The organism is Paenibacillus melissococcoides (assembly GCA_944800085.1).
In the GTDB taxonomy this organism is placed as follows: Bacteria; Bacillota; Bacilli; order Paenibacillales; family Paenibacillaceae; genus Paenibacillus_B; species Paenibacillus_B melissococcoides.
This window is the reverse complement of sequence record CALYLO010000020.1, coordinates 12400-31463: the sequence shown is the minus strand read 5'-3', so window position 1 is coordinate 31463 and position 19064 is coordinate 12400. Positions and strand designations below refer to the sequence as shown.

Annotated in this window: 23 protein-coding genes and 2 tRNA genes; 22 read left to right on the top strand and 3 right to left on the bottom strand. The window is 49.5% G+C overall.

Features of this window, described 5'->3' with window-relative positions:
- Nucleotides 1-118 precede the first annotated feature (118 nt).
- From OCY70_RS35450 to OCY70_RS35430, 5 genes are all read left to right on the top strand, one after another.
- Nucleotides 119-481 (top strand): hypothetical protein, encoded by a 363-nt coding sequence (locus tag OCY70_RS35450; RefSeq protein ID WP_143799552.1) that lies wholly within the window; start codon nt 119-121, stop codon nt 479-481.
- A 195-nt stretch (nt 482-676) separates the two neighbouring features.
- Complete coding sequence (locus tag OCY70_RS35445) at nt 677-1483, top strand: DNA adenine methylase (RefSeq protein ID WP_213428414.1); 807 nt, start codon at nt 677-679, stop codon at nt 1481-1483.
- Nucleotides 1484-1514: 31 nt separating this feature from the next.
- Nucleotides 1515-2168 carry an RNA polymerase subunit sigma-24 gene (locus OCY70_RS35440; protein WP_249725121.1) on the top strand — a complete coding sequence of 218 codons (654 nt, stop codon included), beginning with the start codon at nt 1515-1517 and terminating at the stop codon, nt 2166-2168.
- Between the two features lie 115 nt (nt 2169-2283).
- Nucleotides 2284-2366 (top strand) — tRNA-OTHER (locus tag OCY70_RS35435).
- A 7-nt stretch (nt 2367-2373) separates the two neighbouring features.
- A tRNA-Pro gene (locus tag OCY70_RS35430) sits at nt 2374-2447 on the top strand.
- Nucleotides 2448-2530: 83 nt separating this feature from the next.
- On the opposite strand, the gene OCY70_RS35425 is transcribed toward OCY70_RS35430, so the two are convergent.
- The gene (locus OCY70_RS35425; protein ID WP_213428412.1) at nt 2531-2944 is read right to left on the bottom strand and encodes a type II toxin-antitoxin system HicB family antitoxin; all 414 of its coding nucleotides are present in this window, start codon (nt 2942-2944) and stop codon (nt 2531-2533) included.
- Between the two features lie 31 nt (nt 2945-2975).
- Nucleotides 2976-3179, bottom strand: coding sequence for a type II toxin-antitoxin system HicA family toxin (locus tag OCY70_RS35420; RefSeq protein WP_261945259.1), 204 nt, complete (start codon nt 3177-3179; stop codon nt 2976-2978).
- A gap of 582 nt (nt 3180-3761) precedes the next feature.
- Here OCY70_RS35420 and OCY70_RS35415 point away from each other — a divergent pair.
- The 13 genes from OCY70_RS35415 to OCY70_RS35355 all read left to right on the top strand — a co-directional run bounded on the left by OCY70_RS35415 (nt 3762) and on the right by OCY70_RS35355 (nt 12317).
- The gene (locus OCY70_RS35415) at nt 3762-4145 is read left to right on the top strand and encodes an HNH endonuclease signature motif containing protein (protein WP_315973964.1); all 384 of its coding nucleotides are present in this window, start codon (nt 3762-3764) and stop codon (nt 4143-4145) included.
- A complete protein-coding gene (locus tag OCY70_RS35410) occupies nt 4120-4275 on the top strand; it encodes a hypothetical protein (RefSeq protein WP_213430757.1) in 156 nt (51 codons plus the stop codon). Before OCY70_RS35415 ends, OCY70_RS35410 begins: the two co-directional genes overlap by 26 nt.
- Nucleotides 4276-4818: 543 nt before the next feature.
- Nucleotides 4819-5307 (top strand): phage terminase small subunit P27 family, encoded by a 489-nt coding sequence (locus OCY70_RS35405; protein WP_213430758.1) that lies wholly within the window; start codon nt 4819-4821, stop codon nt 5305-5307.
- Nucleotides 5304-7013 (top strand): terminase large subunit, encoded by a 1710-nt coding sequence (locus OCY70_RS35400; RefSeq protein ID WP_213430759.1) that lies wholly within the window; start codon nt 5304-5306, stop codon nt 7011-7013. Before OCY70_RS35405 ends, OCY70_RS35400 begins: the two co-directional genes overlap by 4 nt.
- Nucleotides 7014-7100: 87 nt before the next feature.
- Nucleotides 7101-8324, top strand: a complete 1224-nt coding sequence (locus tag OCY70_RS35395) for a phage portal protein (protein ID WP_249725570.1) — start codon at nt 7101-7103, stop codon at nt 8322-8324.
- 14 nt (nt 8325-8338) lie between these two features.
- Nucleotides 8339-8932 carry an HK97 family phage prohead protease gene (locus OCY70_RS35390; protein WP_213430760.1) on the top strand — a complete coding sequence of 198 codons (594 nt, stop codon included), beginning with the start codon at nt 8339-8341 and terminating at the stop codon, nt 8930-8932.
- 45 nt (nt 8933-8977) lie between these two features.
- Nucleotides 8978-9796 (top strand): phage major capsid protein, encoded by an 819-nt coding sequence (locus tag OCY70_RS35385; RefSeq protein ID WP_261948972.1) that lies wholly within the window; start codon nt 8978-8980, stop codon nt 9794-9796.
- A 43-nt stretch (nt 9797-9839) separates the two neighbouring features.
- Nucleotides 9840-10187 (top strand): phage major capsid protein, encoded by a 348-nt coding sequence (locus OCY70_RS35380; RefSeq protein ID WP_261948971.1) that lies wholly within the window; start codon nt 9840-9842, stop codon nt 10185-10187.
- Nucleotides 10188-10227: 40 nt separating this feature from the next.
- Nucleotides 10228-10404, top strand: coding sequence for a hypothetical protein (locus OCY70_RS35375; RefSeq protein WP_213430762.1), 177 nt, complete (start codon nt 10228-10230; stop codon nt 10402-10404).
- A gap of 3 nt (nt 10405-10407) precedes the next feature.
- Nucleotides 10408-10968, top strand: coding sequence for a phage gp6-like head-tail connector protein (locus OCY70_RS35370; protein ID WP_213430763.1), 561 nt, complete (start codon nt 10408-10410; stop codon nt 10966-10968).
- Nucleotides 10968-11483: a hypothetical protein gene (locus OCY70_RS35365; RefSeq protein WP_213430764.1), complete on the top strand. Its 516-nt coding sequence runs from the start codon at nt 10968-10970 to the stop codon at nt 11481-11483. The genes OCY70_RS35370 and OCY70_RS35365 overlap by 1 nt, the downstream gene beginning before the upstream one ends.
- Nucleotides 11480-11845, top strand: a complete 366-nt coding sequence (locus tag OCY70_RS35360; RefSeq protein ID WP_213430765.1) for a hypothetical protein — start codon at nt 11480-11482, stop codon at nt 11843-11845. The genes OCY70_RS35365 and OCY70_RS35360 overlap by 4 nt, the downstream gene beginning before the upstream one ends.
- Complete coding sequence (locus OCY70_RS35355; RefSeq protein WP_261948808.1) at nt 11823-12317, top strand: phage neck terminator protein; 495 nt, start codon at nt 11823-11825, stop codon at nt 12315-12317. Before OCY70_RS35360 ends, OCY70_RS35355 begins: the two co-directional genes overlap by 23 nt.
- 141 nt (nt 12318-12458) lie before the next feature.
- Here OCY70_RS35355 and OCY70_RS35350 read toward each other — a convergent pair whose 3' ends face one another.
- Nucleotides 12459-13703, bottom strand: a complete 1245-nt coding sequence (locus OCY70_RS35350) for an IS110 family transposase (RefSeq protein WP_261944499.1) — start codon at nt 13701-13703, stop codon at nt 12459-12461.
- 407 nt (nt 13704-14110) lie between these two features.
- Between OCY70_RS35350 and OCY70_RS35345 the strand changes: the two genes are divergently transcribed.
- The 4 genes from OCY70_RS35345 to OCY70_RS35330 all read left to right on the top strand — a co-directional run bounded on the left by OCY70_RS35345 (nt 14111) and on the right by OCY70_RS35330 (nt 19058).
- Entirely contained in the window at nt 14111-15124 is a 1014-nt protein-coding gene (locus OCY70_RS35345; protein WP_213430767.1) for a DUF3383 family protein, read from the top strand.
- Between the two features lie 17 nt (nt 15125-15141).
- Nucleotides 15142-15546, top strand: a complete 405-nt coding sequence (locus tag OCY70_RS35340; RefSeq protein ID WP_111156569.1) for a phage structural protein — start codon at nt 15142-15144, stop codon at nt 15544-15546.
- Nucleotides 15547-15601: 55 nt separating this feature from the next.
- Entirely contained in the window at nt 15602-15865 is a 264-nt protein-coding gene (locus OCY70_RS35335; protein WP_213430768.1) for a hypothetical protein, read from the top strand.
- A 184-nt stretch (nt 15866-16049) separates the two neighbouring features.
- Nucleotides 16050-19058, top strand: a complete 3009-nt coding sequence (locus OCY70_RS35330; RefSeq protein ID WP_261945330.1) for a phage tail tape measure protein — start codon at nt 16050-16052, stop codon at nt 19056-19058.
- The last annotated feature ends 6 nt before the right edge of the window (nt 19059-19064 follow it).

The window sequence follows — 19064 nt, the reverse complement described above, 5'->3', positions numbered from 1 at the left end:
ACACCAGATTGCACAGCAAATAAACAAGTCACAAGTATTCGTTTCACGGTTGATAAAACGAATACAAGAAAAATTCACGGAATTTCAAGCTGGGAGTTTAACCAAGGAGGAAATCTCGATGAACGATAAGACGCGAGAAACGACGGCAGCCATTGAATGGTTTGTTGATGAAAAAGCCATATCCAACCCAACGATCGGGCTGAACAGCACAGGGATTTATATAAACCGCCGGGCAGCTCACATGCTGGGTTGTAAAATCGGTCAATGTTTACGTGTTGGGTTCGATAGCTCTAAGCACCGGTTGATAATCCAGGTTGGAGATAACGGTCTTAAACTCCGAAAGGGAAACGATAACGGTGGCCTTTCGCTTGTCAATGAACGGCTTGTAAGCTGGTTTGAACAGAAAAAAATGGTTCGGAAACGCTACATCCTTCAGAAGGGCGCAGACGTTTACTACATCGAGTTGGAAAACCATGCGTGACCCTATCTTTGACGATATCCCTTGGGAATTTGTCACGGACGAGAAAGGCAATGAAATAGGCGCGGTTTATTTGCTTCTACCGGTTCCGCCACAACGGCGGAGGCAGAAGGAAAGACGGGGCTTTATTGCGCCTTTGAACCGAACATACATTCTTAATTTGGGGCGATATAGAGTATCGATGAGGGAGGGGAGATTTTGAGCATCCCACGGATTTTACATTATCCAGGCAGCAAGTGGAGCATGGCCGAATGGATCATCTCCCAAATGCCGGAGCATGAGACGTATTTGGAACCATTCTTCGGCAGCGGTGCGGTCTTGTTTTCGAAGGAGCGCAGCCGACTCGAAACGGTAAACGACATCGATGGGGAGATAGTAAATCTGTTCCGGGTGATCCGAGAACGGCCGGATGAGTTGGCGCACGCCATCCGCTGGACGCCGCACAGCCGAGAAGAATACTACCTAAGTTACGAAGAAGCAGAAGACGAGCTCGAACGGGCGCGGCGGCTCATTGTCAGGCTATGGCAGGGACGGGGGGGGAAGACGGCGCGCCGGACCGGCTGGCGCAGCATGATTGAAGCCAATGGGCCGCTGCCGGGGAAGGAATGGACCCGATTTCCGGAAAAGGTGGCGGTGGTCGCCGAGCGGCTGAAAGGCGTGCAGGTCGAGAATCAACCAGCGTCGGAACTGCTGGAACGTTACAGACGCCCGAAAGTCCTGATATACGCTGATCCGCCTTACGTTCTCGCGACGAGGACGACCTCCAGCTATCGATACGAGATGACGGAGGCCGACCACGAGGAACTGCTTGACGCGCTGGATCAGCATCCGGGGCCGGTCCTGCTGTCCGGCTACGCTCATCCGCTATACGATGAGCGGCTGAAACACTGGAAACGGGAAACTCGGAAGGCGAAGGCAGAGGGCGGAGCGAGCAGGGAGGAAGTCCTTTGGATCAATCCCGTCGCTTCCTCGCGGGCCGGCCAGCTCGTGTTGAGATTCAGCTAATGAGTAAATTAACATGCATGGGGGTGTCTTTTTGACAAAACAGATAGAACAACGAGTGATCGAGCAGCTTACTGGATACCGTGACATCGTTGGCCGCCTGCGCGTTCTCGAAACGTATAGCGTGGGAAACGGGATCACCGTGTCGCGGCTCAATGAGGACGACCACTTGCAGGAACTACATCGCCGGCTACGGGGGCTGCCGTCGTATATGTACCTGACGCCGCGAGAACAGCGGCTGGAAGCGACGGCGCACGCATACCTGACTCGTTACCCTGCAGGGACTCGGGCGCAGCTTCAGGCCGTCCAGGAGTGTGAGCCAGCGGACGAAGGGGATCGGCAGCTACTGGAGGAGCTGCGGCGTAAGATAGCGAAGGTCATCAAGGCACGAACTGGTACGCCAGAGGGCTATGAGGCGATTCTAGCGCAGCTGAGCGAATATCAGGACTTAAAGGCTGAGAAGCAGCGGATCGACGCGGTGCTGGATGCGATGAAGGCGCACTATCCAGAACACGAGACGCTGCTAAGGCTGCACTTCGTCGAAGGAAAAGGCTGGGGCGAACTTTCAAAAGTGATGCATCTTTCAAAGAGTGGTTTCTATCGGCTGCGCCACGATTCCCTAGCAGTTTACGCACGTTTAGCGGGCTGGGAAAACTACGGGACTGTCTCGGGAAAATTGCGGGAATAAGACGGGAACAAAGGCGAGAAAATCCGTGTTAATATGATAGTGTCGGAAGAATTAGAGATGTGGTCGCAGTCCCTTCTTTCCCAAGCCAGGCGGCCGCATCTCTTACCGACAATATACCGGTGTAGCTCATAGGCAGAGCGCGGAGAAGGGCCCGATAACATGACTCCGAGGTATCAGGTTCGATTCCTGACGCCGGTTACAATACACGGATGTGGTGCAGCTTGGTAGCACGCTTGCCTTGGGAGCAAGAGGACGCAGGTTCGAACCCTGCCATTCGTATAATTATGTCATTGTCTCCTTTCGCCTTAGCCGCCTCCTTCGTGGGGCGGTATTTTTATGGGGAAAGAAAAAAAGACTCCTCGTTAAGAGAAGTCTTTAACACCAAGTTTCTGCTTCAATGCGTCCTGGAGCGTTTGAGAGAAATTGATCCCTTCCTCGGCAGCAGCATCGTTCAGCCATTTTGGAATTGTGAGTGTCTTGTTAATGGCCTTGTTGCGGATGCGCTCGCGGACGAAATCAGTATTTGCTTGAATGAGAGACACAAATTCACCGGCTTCCAGTTGGATAGAGTCCGGCTTCGATGGCTGCGGGATATTGTCTTTATCCTCTTCCATTAGGTAAAGGTGACCGCCAAGAGCGTCCTTTGCCATTCTTAGGGCTTCATCCAAGTTGTCGCCTTCAGTGATGCAGCCCGGCAAGTCAGGGAAGGTCACGGTATAACCGCCTTCGTCTGGCTCGCCAGGATGGAACACAGCGGGATAAATATATTTACTCATATATGGTTAACCTCCTTGGGAGAGGCAGGGCTTAAATCAGCCCCGCCTGCTCGAAGATGCTTTTTGTCGTTCTCCGTTTTAGGTCTTTCTTGGGGTGAGGTACGGAAACCTTTCCCCTTTTGGTTGGATGTTTGAAATGCCAATGGTCACCTTCTGCATTCTTATGTATCCAACCGTTAGCCTTTAGGATTTTGATTATTTCTCTTGATGAGTACGCCTTATCAAGGTTGACCATGTTTACCTCCTTTCTGATTATATTATAACACATGTAATTACACGTGTAAAGAATAAAACAAATGTTTTTACACGTGTTGTCGTGGTGGAAGCGGGAACCGTGTTTTTGTCGTGCGATCGCCACATATAAGTAGACGGTGATTTTCACCCCATACAAAAGCCACTTATATATGAGAATACGTTTTACAAGCATTACATGATTCCGTGGTCGCTGATTATTCAGCGGCTTTTTATTATGCATAGAAAGGAATGGGAGTATGAAGTTTCTTAAATGGCTTGTACGAGTAACAGCATATCGAGAAACGGAACCACCAAGGAACCGGGGTGAACGCAGACATGGCAGAGAGACATGACAGGCTGCAGCGTTGTGTCAAAATAACACACGCTTGCGGACACACGAAGTACCGTACTGAGATATTCAGGGGAGAAGATGAAGAGAAGCAGAAGATCCGATTCTTTGAAAAGCTGAACTGTCCTGATTGTGCATCGGAGCGGGAACAGCCAGACAAGTGTCGGCGCTGCGCGTGGGGCAAGTGGGATGGAGTGGCACAAACATGCCTGATACCGCTGAGATGTTGGAGGGATGAAGATGCCGCCCAAGCCTAAGCGACCCTGCAGCAAGCCAGGGTGCCCGGAGTTGACGACAGAACGCTGCTGCGAGAAGCACAAGGCAGCAGCTTCACAAGCGATGCCAAGCCGCTCATATGCCAAACTATACGGACGGCGCTGGCGAAAATACCGGGAACAGTACCTCGCCCTGCATCCGCTATGTGTATGTGATGAATGCAAAGGGAAAGAGGTTCCTTTGGCTGCTGATGTAGTGGACCATATTAAACCACACAAGGGCAATTACAACTTGTTCTGGGACCCAGAGAACCACCAACCAATGAACAAGCGATGTCATGATAGGAAGACGGCCAAAGAGGACGGAGGTTTCGGTCATGGACTATACAACGATTGCTATTAAGGTTTCGATTGTGATCCTTATATTAATCAATGCTCGCTATTTGGAAAAACAAATAGATGCCCGTAATTATGGGCGGGCAGCTAGAATAACAGCGATCACAGCCTTGCTCATAGCATCATACGCGCTTTGAATGGAGCTTCTTTATTCGAGGGGATGGAGGGATTAGGGGTTGAGTTCGGGATCCTTGTTATATAAGTGCAGGCAGTGCGGCGTTGTTGAAAAGAATGTACATGTACCTGATGTCATGATTGCGTTGGTGAACATAACGATGGGTGAGCCACTACCTAAAGAATGGGGTGGTAGTGTTGGCTTAATAGGGATGCATTCATGTAGTGATGGAAGGATAGGGGTTACTGACTTGATAGGAGCTACTGAAAGCGGGAGGAAAGCAGACGAGCGTTATAGGAAGGAGGGACATTGTGAAACAAAAACTCACGACTCACTATTGCTTGGATAAGGATTGTGGTTACGTCGAACGAAGTCACAAGGTACGAGATGGCTTGAGGTGTCCTAGGTGTGGGGGACCAACCGCGATTGATACAGTCCGTCGTGGTTCCGATGACGCCCCCCTAGGGTCAAAAACGTGAGGCTATGAGGCGTTGAGCGCTGCCCCCTCAAGCGCACGAAAATTTCCTGAAATCAAATTTAGGGTACGCAAGGAGGTGACGTGACGATGGGGAGGAATCCGAAACCGCTGCATTTGATAAAAGGACATCTGACGAAAAAGCAGAAGTTTGAGCGACAGGACAAGGAACAGAAAATAAGCAGCCGCTTAAGAAGGGATCGCATCCGAGCGCCTGCTTGGCTGAATGATAAGGCAAAAAAAATGTTCCGAGACTTGGTAAAGCAGCTTGAAGAAACCGAATTGCTGACGAATTTAGATGTAAATGGACTTGCTCAATATTGTGACTTACATGCCCGAATGCTGGAGCTTCGAACCGAAGTGGAGGAAAAGGGATATACGTTAGTAAATGAAAATTCGCGCGGAGGTATAACCTACGTCACGAATCCGGCGCTAACGGCCTTGAATTCTACCATCAAGCTACTCCAAGCATATGAAAGTAAGTTCGGTTTAACCGTTTATGACAGAACAAAAATAGCTCTTAAAGACGAGAAGCCCAAAGAATCTGATCCGGTGACGGATCGTTTCGGTGATATATGATTCTTGATGAGCTAGTTTCGTATTCCGAGCAAGTCATAAGCGGTGAAATAGTAGCGTGCAAGAAGCATAAACAGGCGTGTAGGCGGTTCCTGCGCGACCTTGAACGACAAGATACAGGCGATTTTCCCTATGTCTTTGTCGAAGAGTACGCGGAGCGTTTTTTGGACTGGATGCGGCTTTTCAAACACCGTAAAGGCGCGTTAGCAAGGCAGCATATTGAACCGCATATCATACAGAAGTTTGTATTCGGAAATATCTACGGTTGGGTGCATCGCGATACTGGATATCGGCGGTTTAATAAAGCCTACTGGCAGGTAGCGCGAAAAAATGCCAAGTCGCAGTCACTGGCCTGCGTTGGATCATATGAAACCATCGCCTTCGGGGAATATGCCTCCGAGGTTTATTGTGCTGCCACGAAAAAGAAGCAATCCAAGATTGTTTGGAACGAAGCTGCCGCAATGCTAAAAGGTTGCTCTGAACTCATTAGACGAGGAACCATCAAGATAGCTAACGGGCAGATCCAGCACCTTAAATCAGAATCCTTTATGGAAGCTCTCTCGAAAGAGGATGGCAAAGAAGGTGACGGGACAAACGTACAATGTGGGATTGTGGATGAATATCACCTACACAAAACCACGGAGTTTTACGACGTCTTAGCATCCGGTATGATAGCCCGCGAAGAGCCGTTACTCATGATTATCACGACCGCGGGACGAAATCTGAACCATCCATGTTATCGAATAGAGTACAACTTTGTATCAAAGCTGCTCGATCCAAATGTTGACCTAGAAAATGACGAATACTTTGCTATGGTCAATGAGTTGGACGAAGATGACGACATTACCGATGAACGCAACTGGATTAAAGCAAACCCTATTGTCGCAAGCTACCCGGCTGGACTCAAGATGCTGCGAAGCGAGTTGAAAATGGCGCTGGCAGATCCTGAAAAGATGGTCGCGTTCAAAATTAAGAACATGAACGTATGGGTAGACGCCAAACTATCCGGCTACATGGACATGGGCAAGTGGAAAGCATGCGGTACCACGAAGGACAATCCGATGCCGGACACTAACGGACTAGATGCGGTTGTTGGAATCGATTTGTCACGTACAACTGACCTAACCAGTTGCAGCTTTGACATAGAATTGCCGGACGGACGTCTAGCCGTCTTTAGTCACTCATTTATTCCAGAGGAAAAGCTGGCTGAACGTAAACAGTCGGACAAGATGCCATATGACCTATGGATAAAGGAAGGGTGGCTAACGGTGACGCCTGGCGCGGTAGTTGATTATGACTTTGTAATGGCCTATATCCCACAAGAAGCAGAGCGGCGAGGCTGGAACATCAAAGAAATATGTTATGACCCATACAATGCAACGCAATTCTCTACGGCAATGGCAAACGCAGGATTTGTAATGATCGAGATTAGGCAGGGCATTAAAACGCTGAACGCTCCGACCAAAAATTTCAGGGAGCGCGTCTACATGGGGCAGGTCATTCATGAAAACGATCCTGTACTTGGTTGGGCGATGGCAAACGCAATTGTTAAAGTGGATGCACAGGATAATATAATGCTGGACAAAGCAAAGAGTGTTGAACGTATCGACCCGGCAGCCGCATTAATAAATGCACATGTCAGAGTATACATTTCGGGTAACGAGCAAGATTTGAACAAGCATGTATTAAGTGAAGATTTCTCGTTCTAGGGAGGGGGTGAAGAATTGCGGCGAAATAGATTCTTTCGTATGGGCTGGTTTCAATTCCTTCACAGACGTTCAGAAGATACATCGGACTTGAAGAATCCCAAGTCATGGTTTTTGGACCTGTTTGGGGGAAAGAAAACGGCCAGCGGCGAGCGTGTCACCAGCGAATCGGCCCTAATGAATAGTAATGTTTATACCTGTGCAAGCATCCTGGGCGGTGATATCGGCAAACTTCCGATCCATGTCTACCGGAAAAAGAAGGGCGGGCGCGAAAAGGATAGCAGTCACCCCGTCGCTGAACTGCTTGGCAGCAGGCCCAACCCATACATGACGGCTTACATCTTCAAGGAACTAATGATGGTACATGTTGTGGCCTGGGGAAATGGATATGCCAACATTGAGTGGCATACAAGCGGCCCATATAATGGCATGCCCAAGGCGTTGTGGCCCCTTAACCCGTCGAAAACTGATGTTCACGTTGATCCCCAAACCGGACAAGTATGGTACATTACAACCTTGCCGAATGGAGAAACGAGAAAGTTGCCGCATTGGGATGTACTGCATTTCAAGTCGATCAGTAAGTCGGGGCTCAAGGGGATCACTCCAATACAAGTCATCCGGGAGGAAATTGGTGTACAGCAAGCACAGAAAAAATTCATCGGCAGCTTTTACAGCAGCGGGACAACGACGAGGGGCATTCTCAAAACTCCGAAGCCGCTTGATAAGCCTGCCCGGGAAGTTGTTCGAGACGAATGGCAGAAGGCGAATTCCGGGCTGACTAATGCTCATCGTATTGCGATATTGGATGCAGGCTTCGACTATCAAAGCTTAGGTATGCCATTGGCGGATGCTCAATTCATTGAGACGGCCCAATTAGGGATAAAAGAGGTTGCCAAGATATATAAGGTGCCGCCTTACAAATTAGGGATTACGGACACTAAATATAGCAATATGGAAAACCTCTCCCTGGAGTATGTAAAAAGCACTCTCCAGCCTATCTTTGCGAATTGGGAGCAGGAAATTGACTGGAAGCTATTCACTGGTACAGAACGGCGGGTTTATTATACGAAGTTCAACGTAACCAGTGAGCTGCGAGGCGATTCGAAGAGTCGGGCAGAATTTTATAAGAACATGATCCAGATCGGGCCTTATTCAATAAATAAGGTGCTGGAATTGGAAGATGAAGACGGCATCGGCCCTATAGGCGACAAGCATTATATGAGTTTGAACTACACAACACTTGATATTTTAGAACAGTACCAGCTCATGAAAGCAGGAATAAAGAACAGCGAAGATACAGAGGGGGGGAGGTGAAGATGGTGAGGACGATGGAAAAGGAACGCCGGATGCTGACGAACAAGGTTGAATTAAGAGCAGATAATGAAGAATCAGCTCCGCGAATCGTTGGATACGGGTTGCGGTTCAATGTTTGGTCGCAGGACCTTGGCGGATTTGTCGAACGGATAGATCCCAAGGCCATTAATGAGGCAGACATGTCCGACGTCCGCTGTCTGATTGACCATGAGAGCGGCAAAGTCCTCGGGCGAACAACATCCGGCACCTTGAGACTGGCCGTTGATGACTTCGGGCTGCGATATGAGGTTGATCCGCCAGATACAACATACGCAAGCGACCTTATCAAGGTGATGAAGCGGGGCGATATCAACCAGTCAAGCTTCGCATTCAGGATCGACTATGAGAATGACGGTGACGAGTGGATTTATGACGAAAAATCAGGATTGTACAATCGAACCATTCGTAAAATAAAACGTGTTTTTGATGTTAGTGTCGTCACATACGCGGCTTATGTGCAAGCTGAATCGCTAGTATCCAACCGCAGTTTGGAATGTTACCAAAATGAGCTACGCAGGAAACAAGAACAAGAAAAGTTACTTCTTGAAATCGACCTTTTGGGGATCTAAAGGGCCGATTTTTTTATACCCAAAATCAGAAAGCGAGGAATTGAAATGGACGAAAAAGAACGCGAGTTACGCCAGAAAACTGGCGGCCAAAGGTTGGATGAAGCCCGCAACCTGACGAATGGCGGGAAGTTGGAGGAAGCCCGGGCTGCTGCGGATGCCGCCAAAGAACTACGAAAGCAAATTGACCTACATGAAGAGTTGCGAGCAACAGACACCGGCGGAAAAACTACACCTATCGATGAACCAAAAGCCGATGATGAGCGATCTTTCGATATTAAAAAAGAGTATCGCAGCGCATTCCAGAAGTACATCAAGTACGGGAAAGACGCAGAGCTGACGGATGATGAACAACGAGCGCTGAAGGAAATGAAAACTCAAGCTCGCTCGATGTCGGAAGGTGAGAAGGCAAGTGGGGGCATTCTCGTACCGGAAGATATTTCGTTCGATATTATCAAGCAGAAAAAGACGAAGCGATCCGTTCGTAATCTAGTTGGAGTCAAGACAGTGGGCACTCTTTCGGGTAGCCGGCCGAAGCGTCGCGGCACAGACATGCGTATGAAGAAGGTTGGAGAAAAGACCAAAATTGACGAAATGGACACGCCGCAATACAGTGAGATTAACTATAAGGTTCGTAAGTATGCCGGTATTTTTGAGGTGACGAACGAACTTATGGCCGATAGTGCTGTAAGCATTGATGAGGAGTTGCGGGACTGGTACAGCGAGATTTCACTTAACACCGAAAACGCCGAAGTTTTCTACGGCCCAGGCGGTGAGGACGACTGCGAAGGCATCTTCACTTCGACGCAATATCGTACACTGAAATGCCCTGCAGAGGTTGACGTGAAAAACACTCCGCAAGCTTAAAAACATGGTCGATGCTTCGTATCGTGCAGGTGCTAAGTTTGTAATGAACACGTCGGCCACCGAGACGCTTGCAGACATTAAGTATTCGGATGGTAAAAGTGTCCTTGTGCCTGATCCAACGAAGGCGGATGTATTTACGCTGTTCGGCTTCCAGGTTGAGATCTTTGACGACATCAAGAATGAAAACGGAAAGACAAAGATTGCATTCGGCAATTTCGAGGTCGGCTACTATTTCTTCGATAGAAAGTCGTTAGAAGCTAAGACGACGGACGTGGGCGGCGATGCATTTGAAAATGACACAACACTTACCCGCGTGATTCAGCGATTCGACGGAAAGCCGGCAAACGAGGATGCAATTGTTATCTTGACCGATGTACCAGTCAGCGAATAAATAAGGGGAGGGCTTGCCCTCCCGGAAAGGGGCAATCATCATGGGGTACATGACCAAAAACTATTCAACCGGCGATATTTTATATATAGGCGGGGAACTGGCGATAACCAAGGACGGCAAGATAACTAAAGATGGAAAGGCTATTGAATTGGTTGATAAATCCTATGTGGATCAGGAAATCAAAAAGCTTAGGGAAGAGCTTGGCAAAGGGGGATAAGCCATGCTTTGCACCTTGGAACGATTTAAGAGCCATATGGGCGATGTAGCCAATGACGATGAATTGCTATTATATTTGATGGTCGCCAGTCAAGGCATAGAAAATTACTGCCGGCGCTCCTTTCGTAAACAGGCCTACACGGAGATCCTGAGTGGGTATGACAGTTCCCCGTATATCAATTTGCGAAACTATCCCATTCACAAGGTGGAGTCCATAACCTCTCGCGGCGGTGATATTACCGATTACGAAAGTGTCGGTGATGGAAGGTTGTATCGGTCATATGGATGGCCTAGCGGCGAGCACAATCTGTCCGTTACCTATATTGGTGGGTATGTATTGCCTGGAGATGCTAAGGAAGAGGAACCGCGAACATTGCCTGAAACGTTGGAGCTTGCTTGTATGATGTATGCTCAGTCGCTTCATGAACGTCAATTCATCCCGGTCGGTATCCAGAAAGAGCAGTTAGGGGAAATGTCCGTTACCTATGCTCAACAACAGACGGAAAAGGACATGCCGCCTGTAGTAACTGCGCTTATCTCCCCATATGTTGGGCGGTGGTACTGATGCGAATCCGACTCAAGGTAAAAGAGGACAAGAAGCAATTTCGAAAGCATAAGCAGCAAGCGGAAAGACTCTCGCGATCCCGTGCCGAGGTTGGTTGGATAGGCGACCGCGAACAGGTGCTCAAGGCGATATTTAACGAGTACGGCGCTAACATACCGGTAACCGACAAAATGAGAAAAAAACTACTTACCATGGGTGTTCATCTACGCGATGACACCCATTTCATTTCTATTCCTGAGCGGCCGTTTTTACGTGCGGGATATGACGCATACGAAGGGGCGCTTGCGAGGCTTATGCAGTCTCTTGTCGGGCAAGCTTTGGCCGGCACAATCACGCCAGAGCGGGCTTTGGAGCGGGCAGCAAAGGAACTCAAAAAGCACATTCAGGCGCACATTGAAAAAGGATCCTTCGTGCCCAATTCGGAGTTAACGCAAAAGCTGAAGGGCGGGAATCATCCTCTGATAGACGAAAAGAAGCTGATGGACACGTTGGAATACGAGGTGCATATGCAATGAATCCAAGGCAGTTTGAAGGGCTGTTACGTCGCTTTTCGAAGCCTTTTCAGGTGATTGTGAAGACGGAGTGGCACTTGGATCAATCCACGGGGGATTGGATTCCCGGCGGTGAGTCGGAAACGGTCACGGACTACGGGGCAATTGTGGCCCTTCCGCAACGCACCGTGATCCAATCAGGGGGCATGTACACCGAAGAGGATAGACACCTGTATACGAAGCGCGAGCTCCCCTTACAAACGGAGGTGCTACATGGAGGGCTCAAGTACAAAGTGCATGATAAAAACGATTACGCCGAGTATACGGCGATCAATCGTTACGTGCTGAAGCGGGTGAGTTTATTTGATAGACCATCAACAGATTAAAACCGCCTTCGTGGGGCCGCTGCGTAACTATCTTGGGGTGACGGTTCAAATGCAGGATCAGGCGGTGCCGCAACCTCCATACCCATTCATCGGATTCACTTTCGTTGCGCCATACGTTGATCAGTCGCCATATGGTGTTCATTCAATCCGCGAGGATAGGCACAGGATCGAAAAACTGGCTAGGGTAACCATCTCCATTACCTGCTATGCAAAGTCGAGTCAAGACGGTTACCGGATATCAGGACAGGCTCGGGACTGGTTTCAGGGTATCGGGCGCAACCTGCTAAAGGATGCAGGCATTGTCGTCGTCAAGTTGGAAGCAACGACAGCGCGTGACACGCTGCTTACTTATGATTACGAGCGCAGGATAGGCTTCGATGTGCATCTGCGAATGGTGGATGTAATCGAATATGACGAAGACATGATCGAAAAAATCAAAATGAAGTCCAGCGGTATGATGTCAAGTCCCTGATTGATGAGAATTGGAAAATTTCCTTGGCGTGCAGCAGGATCAATCCCAAAAAAGGCATCACCAAACTAGACCCAGTCGAAAATTAAGTAAAATACCATAATTTAACTGGGAATTAGAGAAGAAAATTCATGAGCCAAGGCATTATTGCTCTGTCGGCTTCACCTTCCTTCTGGGCGTATAGAGTTGGTCGTTGCGTAGCAGCACATCGACCAGACGCACAAGTTTTCTTGCCGTTAAGACGAGGGCACGTTTGTGTTGATGCTTAGGGACTTCATTGAATTTCTTCCGGTAGTACTCCCCGAATTCCGGGTCGCGGTTTTTTACCGAGTTGGCAGCTTCAACAAGGTAGTAGCGAAGGAATCGGTTGCCGGAACGAATGCGCTTTGTATCTTCCGCCTCGAAGGAGCCGGATTGGTGCTTGCGCCACGTCAGACCCGCATACTTGGCCAAGGCGGCTTGATCCGTGAAGCGGTCGATGTCGCCGATCTCGGCCAGGATGCCTGCGGCATAGACCCGATCAATGCCCGGAATGGAACGGAGGCACTGGCTGCTGGAAATGCCGTCTAAAATGCGCTCAATCGCCTTGTCGAGCTCTTTAAGCTGACTCTGGATGCTCCGGATCGACTGAATTGAGGTGCCCAGCACCAAATCAATGGAATCCTCGACAACCTTCGAGAGACGGTACGAGGCCCGAGCCGCCTTTTGAATACAGCGGGCGACGTGTTCGGGATCGGGGAAACGATTTCTCCCCTTGTCCTTGAGATAGTCAGCCAAACGGGCGACATCCATATTCGCCATCTCATCCAGACTATACTTTTCCGAGAGCATTTCCATGATGGCATGGCCGAACACGGAACTGTCCACCTCCGCGCGAAAAGCATTGCACTTGTAGAACAGATTTTGCAAAAAGTATTGCTTCTCGCGGGTAAGGTTGTGTACGAGATGGAATCGCATGCGAGTGAGCCGCTGCAAGGCGATGTACTGTTCCTGCATCACGATAGTCGTCGTGAGTCTGCCAAAACGCAGGCGGTCTGCAATGATCCAGGCATCGATGCGATCGGTTTTGTCCAGGTCGGCATAAGCGTCTTTGAATTTGTTAATCAGCTTCGGATTAATGGTGAACACCTTGGCATTCAATTGTTGAAGGGCCTCATCCTCATGCAAGTACATGGCTGGATGCCAACTGTAGACGGATGTGGCTTCAAGCCCGATATGAACCTCAGAGCAGGCTGTCTTGACCGCAGCAGAAATGATGCGATCCCGCAAGTAAGAAGCGCCGTGCAGATTGTTGGTGGTCTTGAAGGTCTCCAGGGTGTCGCCATCCGATTTCATCAAACAGGCTTCCAGTTCTTCGGAACTGACGTCAATACCGACAAAAAGCTTCAAGAGAATTCCTCCTTTCTATAAGGGATTCAGGGAACGGACTCTCCGGACTGTCTCCGGCGCACTCGCCGATCAATCACCCTCGCATATGAGAACACGCTTCGGTTCATGAGCTGCCCCGACGCTGCTACAGTCGGGCATGAGTTGCCGAAGGGAACAGCCAGCGGGTAAGAAGTGCAAGCGAGTACCGGAGAAACAGACTTAAAAAGTAGATTGGACTACAGGAGGGAGACGAATTTCCCCGAATGGAACCCTAAGTTCCATTGTCCAGAGACATTCCGGAAAGTCCAGTCCCCATATTAATTTTCAATGTGCAAGCTGGAAATTTTGAAGGCATTCTATGTTACTATAAAGGACTGGAAAAAGACTCAAAACTGCCTTTAGGAAATACTATACGAGGAGTGAGGCGGATGAGCGCACTGAAGGATGTAACGGTTACTATTGACCTTGTCCAGCCGATTGGGCGGCTGGGCTTTGGTACGCCGTTGATTTATGGCGCCAAGGCGAAGGGGCATGATTTCAAGTATTATTACGAGTTGGATGCGGTCCTGAAGGACTTCCAGGAGACTTCCCCGGAATATCTGGCCGCAAAGTCGATCTTTGCTCAGGGTGACAAGCGGCCGGATAAAATCGCAATTGCATGCCGAGATACGGCAAACGAAGAAGAACAGTATTTTGCAGACCACCTCGCCAAGCTGCTCGATAAAGATTGGTATTTTCTGATATGTACCAGCAACGCCCGGGAAGAGGTGTTGAAGATCGCAGATGTCATCGAATTGGATGGCTCGAAGATGTTTTTCACCCGGACGGACAATATCGAGGACGCCAAGGCGATCCAGGCGGCAGCCATGGAGCGGACCGTTGTATTCTATCACAACTGCGCCAATGCCTACCCGGAGGCCGGATGGATTGGCGCAGTTGCGGCGGCTCCCGTTGGTTCCGTGACATGGAAGTTTAAAGAGATCAAAGGATTGAGCCCTCTTGAAATTTCAGCCACGGAGCTTCAAGAAATCCACGACGCCGGAGCCGTGGCATATGTTCGAAAGGCCGGGCGTGGCGGGACAAGTGAGGGCAAGACATCCACGGGGGTATACATTGATATCATCCACGCCAAGGATTACGTGAAATTTAATATGGAGTATCAGCTACAGCAGTTGCTCAACAATACGCCGAAAATCCCATTCACGGACGCGGGCATTGCTCTTATTGAAGGACAATGCACAAGCGTACTGAAGGATGCTTTCAACAACGGGATCATCGCGGCGGACGAGAATGGATTGCCATTGTATTCGGTGTATTTTAAAAAGCGCGAAGAGATCCCGGCGGACATTCGGGCAACGCGGGAATACAACGAGGGTTCTTTTGAGTTTGAACTGGCCGGAGCGGTACACAGTGTGAAAATAAAAGGCTCTATCAAATTTTAAGGGTGAGGTGAGGATAGATGGCAGCATCAACGAATTATGATGCAATGGATGTCACAGTCACGGTCGATGGGACATTTATTACCGGCTTTGCCGAGGGGTCTATGGTTGAAGGCGAGAAGGACGAGGACAACTTCGCGGCATCGGTTGGAGCACAGGGAGATGTGGTTGTGTCCGAAGTGAACAACCCACTAGGGACCATTACGATTACACTTCAGCAAACTTCTCCTTCAGTGTCATTCCTCAACCAGTTGGCTAATGCCAAGAAAATGGTGCCCGTGTGGGTGATATATAACGGCGCACCGAAGGAGAAGTTTGGCGGCAGCCGGGCGCGAGTAAAGAAACCGGCCACGGCTAGCTATTCCAACGAGGCAGAGGATCGGGAGTTTGAACTGCAGGTGTTTGACTATACGGTTGAAAGCTAGTCGCCAATGAAGGGCGGCTTTTTTTATTCCACTATAACTAAGGAGAATGATTCAAATGTCAAAGAAACAGACAACGGTTGAAATTCAAGGCGTAGAGTATACCTTCCAGCATCCAGGTGTCCGGGAGTCCGTCCGCTTGCGGGACCGATCCAAAAATAAGAGTGGGCAACTCGTCGAGGAAAAATATTATCAAGAATTGATGACGCACGTCATTGTGCAGCCAAAGGTGAATTGGGATTACTTTGACGAGCACCCAGATGTATTTGACGATGTAATGCTGGCAGCAGTTGAATTTTTGAACCCGCCCAGCGACAAGTAGTGCGGAATATAAACAACGCGCCAAGGAGAATTGGGCCTTCTGGCGCGTTGTTTTGTCTGATGGTGGTATTACGTATTCCGACGCATGCGAAATGGATTGGGACGATCTTAATGAGGCAAACGCTGCACTCGATATCCTACATGCCCAGAGCCAGAGAAACAAACAAAAATAAGGGGGCGGTCGCATGTCACTCCGCAAATTAACAGTAGATGTCGGATACAACATAAGTACCAGCCCTCTTGAAACGCTGGATAAGCGCCTGAACAAGCTTTCCGGCACAAACTCCAAAGTGTTTGAGCGGATGGAGTCGAGCATGGGGCGGGCCGGAAAGGCGATGCAAGGAGTTTCGCAAAAATCGGGAGCAATGGCCTCCGCTGTATCGAAGTCACAAGGCATCACAGCCCAGGCTGCGAAAGCGGCTGATAAGGCTGCAGCAGCGAATGAACGATTGACGAAGGCCGCTGACCGGCTGCAGAAGGCAAATGACGCGGCAGCCAAGGCGACCGAGAGGGCAAGAGCTGCAACAGCAAAAGCTGCTGAGGTCGCAGCGGTATCTACCAGCTCGCAAGAGAAGGTTACCAAAGCGATACAAAGAGCACAGGCGGCCAACGAAAAGGCTACGGCTGCCGCTGTGCGTGCCCAAAAAGCGGATGAAAAATGGCGTATTGCACAGGAACAGGCTGCAGCCGCAGGCAATAGGGTTAGGCAAGCATCTAACAGCGTCACGCAGGCGGTAGACAGGCAAAGCAAAGCCGCCCAGCGGGCAGCAAAGGAAATGGACCAGCTCCGAAAAAAATACGGAGATTTCTCCAACGGCTCTTTGAAGGCGCTGGATCAGATTGACCAGGCGTCCGGCAGCATCCGTTCTGCCGGCGTAGCCATGGGGGCCGCAGGCGGCGTTCTCGCGGCAGGAATTGGTTCATCAATCAAGCTTGCAGCAGACTTTGAATCGTCAATGTCGAGGGTTGGTGCATTGTCCGGTGCTTCGGTCGAGGAAATGCAGCGACTTACTGATACTGCCAAAAGGCTTGGCGCTGAAACAGTATTCACCGCAAGTCAAGCCGCTGAGGGTATGCAGTTTTTGGCGATGGCGGATTTTAAGACAAATGACATGATTGCGGCCATGCCAGGGCTACTTGATACAGCGGCAGCGGGGCAGATTGATTTAGCCCGTGCGGCAGATATCACATCGAACATTCTAACGGGTTTTGGTATCGAGGCAAAGGATACGGCAAAAGTGGCTGACATACTGACAGCAACTTTCACTGGGTCCAACACTGACATGAACATGCTTGGCGATACGATGAAATATGTTGCCCCTATAGCGCGTGCATCCGGGCGCTCGCTAGAAGAGATGGCTTCGGCAACCGCGATGCTCGGCAATGCAGGTATACAAGGAAGTGAAGCGGGCACGGCATTGCGTGCAATAATGATCCGGTTGGCTAAACCAACTGCCGAAGCAAATAAGGTCCTTAAAGAACAGTTGGAAATTGAAACTGAACGGGAAGGCAGAGTACTTTCTCTTTCTGAGGTAGTGGGACAGTTCGTCGAGAAGACAGAGGGTTTAACGGAGGCCCAGAGAGTGGCTGCTGTATCAACGGTAGTCGGCACAGAGGCCGCTAGTGCATTTTTGGCGTTGATGGATACCGGGCAACCAGCTTTAGAGGGCTTTACAGACAGGCTCGAAGAGAGTGGCGGTATTGCAAAAACCATAGCAGATAAACAACTAGACAACCTAAACGGGGCTATGGAGAAGGTAAACTCAGCTATGGAAGGCGCAAGGCTTTCTATTGGGGAAACGTTTATCCCTATTTTAACAAGTGTAGCAGTTTTCGTAAACAAATTAGTTGACCGCTTTAATAGCCTCCCTGAAGGTTTGAAACAAGGAATAGCCATATTCACGGCGATAGCTGGTGCGGTTCTGTTGCTTGGTGGAGCCTTGACGGTCCTTGTCTCATTCCTGCCTAATGTGGTGGCAGGATTTAAACTGCTATCGTCGGTCGGCCCTCTCATCATGGGAATATCGGGGCCGATGCTGATAGTCATTGCAGTTATAGCTGCAGTCGCCGCGGCTGCATATCTCATCATCAAGTATTGGGAGCCTATATCGGCCTTTTTCAAGAGATTGTGGGCGGCAACGGTTCGGGTATTTACAGCAACATGGAATGCTATTGTTGGCTTCCTGGTCGATACGTGGAATGCGATAAAGACCACGGCGGTCAACCTGTGGAATGGCATTGTAAACACGGTGATGGCGATCATCGCTCCATTTGTTGAAAATATCCGAGCATCATTCGCTCGGATTGTGAACGGCGTCAGAATGATTTGGGAAGGGCTAAAGCTGTACTTTAGCGCAGCATGGACGGTCATCAAGAATATTTTCTTGGGTGCGATCCTTTTGATAAAGGATCTCTTTACTGGCAACTTCAGCGCTATGAAGAGCCACGCCATACAGATTTGGGATAACATCAAGGGCGCTATGGGGCAAGCGTGGGAAGGTATCAAACTGATATTTTCCGGTGCTCTCGAAGCCGTCAAGGGCTATCTCGAAGGGGCATGGAACAACATAAAAATTGCCGCTGAACTTGCTTGGAACGGTATGTCTACCTTCTTTTCCGACACATGGGAAGGCATCAAAGGTATGACCAGCAGAATTTGGGATGCCATCGTTGAGAGCATAAAAAAAGCGATTGACTGGATCAAAAATCTGCCCGGCCAGATGTGGGAGATGGGCAAGAATGCAATCACCGGGTTTATAGATGGTATTAAAGGTGCTGCGAAGGCCGTGGGCGATGCGGTTACTGGTGTCGCAAACAGTGTAACGGAAGGGATAGAGGATGCGCTCGATATTCACTCTCCTTCTCGTGTTATGAAGGAACTCGGGAAGTACACAGGCGAAGGATTCCAGATCGGGATAGAAGACAAGATCCCGGAAGTATCCCATGCCGTCAATGGTATGGCAACGGCAGCCGCAACCCCTCAAGCACCTCAAACAGAGGCGGAAGGACTCGCGCCAACGTACAGCAATACGTCGGCAAATAGCAACATCATAATATCGCCCAATATTGAGATAACGATAAAAGGCGGCGAATCAACCAGCGCCGCGAAAAATACCGCCCAGGAAGTCAAAAAGGAACTTGAGAACTTGTTTAAATCATTCGGCATGAAAAATCCGCAGTATATCGAGGGGTGAGGTTAG

Coding starts and splice junctions, on each gene's coding strand:
- OCY70_RS35405 (WP_213430758.1), top strand. CDS start 4,819: ATGGGGAGGAATCCGAAACCGCTGCATTTGATAAAAGGACATCTGACG.
- OCY70_RS35375 (WP_213430762.1), top strand. CDS start 10,228: ATGGGGTACATGACCAAAAACTATTCAACCGGCGATATTTTATATATA.
- OCY70_RS35370 (WP_213430763.1), top strand. CDS start 10,408: ATGCTTTGCACCTTGGAACGATTTAAGAGCCATATGGGCGATGTAGCC.
- OCY70_RS35450 (WP_143799552.1), top strand. CDS start 119: ATGAACGATAAGACGCGAGAAACGACGGCAGCCATTGAATGGTTTGTT.
- OCY70_RS35410 (WP_213430757.1), top strand. CDS start 4,120: ATGGACTATACAACGATTGCTATTAAGGTTTCGATTGTGATCCTTATA.
- OCY70_RS35340 (WP_111156569.1), top strand. CDS start 15,142: ATGGCAGCATCAACGAATTATGATGCAATGGATGTCACAGTCACGGTC.
- OCY70_RS35365 (WP_213430764.1), top strand. CDS start 10,968: ATGCGAATCCGACTCAAGGTAAAAGAGGACAAGAAGCAATTTCGAAAG.
- OCY70_RS35335 (WP_213430768.1), top strand. CDS start 15,602: ATGTCAAAGAAACAGACAACGGTTGAAATTCAAGGCGTAGAGTATACC.
- OCY70_RS35400 (WP_213430759.1), top strand. CDS start 5,304: ATGATTCTTGATGAGCTAGTTTCGTATTCCGAGCAAGTCATAAGCGGT.
- OCY70_RS35420 (WP_261945259.1), bottom strand. CDS start 3,179: ATGGTCAACCTTGATAAGGCGTACTCATCAAGAGAAATAATCAAAATC.
- OCY70_RS35425 (WP_213428412.1), bottom strand. CDS start 2,944: ATGAGTAAATATATTTATCCCGCTGTGTTCCATCCTGGCGAGCCAGAC.
- OCY70_RS35360 (WP_213430765.1), top strand. CDS start 11,480: ATGAATCCAAGGCAGTTTGAAGGGCTGTTACGTCGCTTTTCGAAGCCT.
- OCY70_RS35390 (WP_213430760.1), top strand. CDS start 8,339: ATGGAAAAGGAACGCCGGATGCTGACGAACAAGGTTGAATTAAGAGCA.
- OCY70_RS35380 (WP_261948971.1), top strand. CDS start 9,840: ATGAACACGTCGGCCACCGAGACGCTTGCAGACATTAAGTATTCGGAT.
- OCY70_RS35345 (WP_213430767.1), top strand. CDS start 14,111: ATGAGCGCACTGAAGGATGTAACGGTTACTATTGACCTTGTCCAGCCG.
- OCY70_RS35330 (WP_261945330.1), top strand. CDS start 16,050: ATGTCACTCCGCAAATTAACAGTAGATGTCGGATACAACATAAGTACC.
- OCY70_RS35415 (WP_315973964.1), top strand. CDS start 3,762: ATGAAGATGCCGCCCAAGCCTAAGCGACCCTGCAGCAAGCCAGGGTGC.
- OCY70_RS35385 (WP_261948972.1), top strand. CDS start 8,978: ATGGACGAAAAAGAACGCGAGTTACGCCAGAAAACTGGCGGCCAAAGG.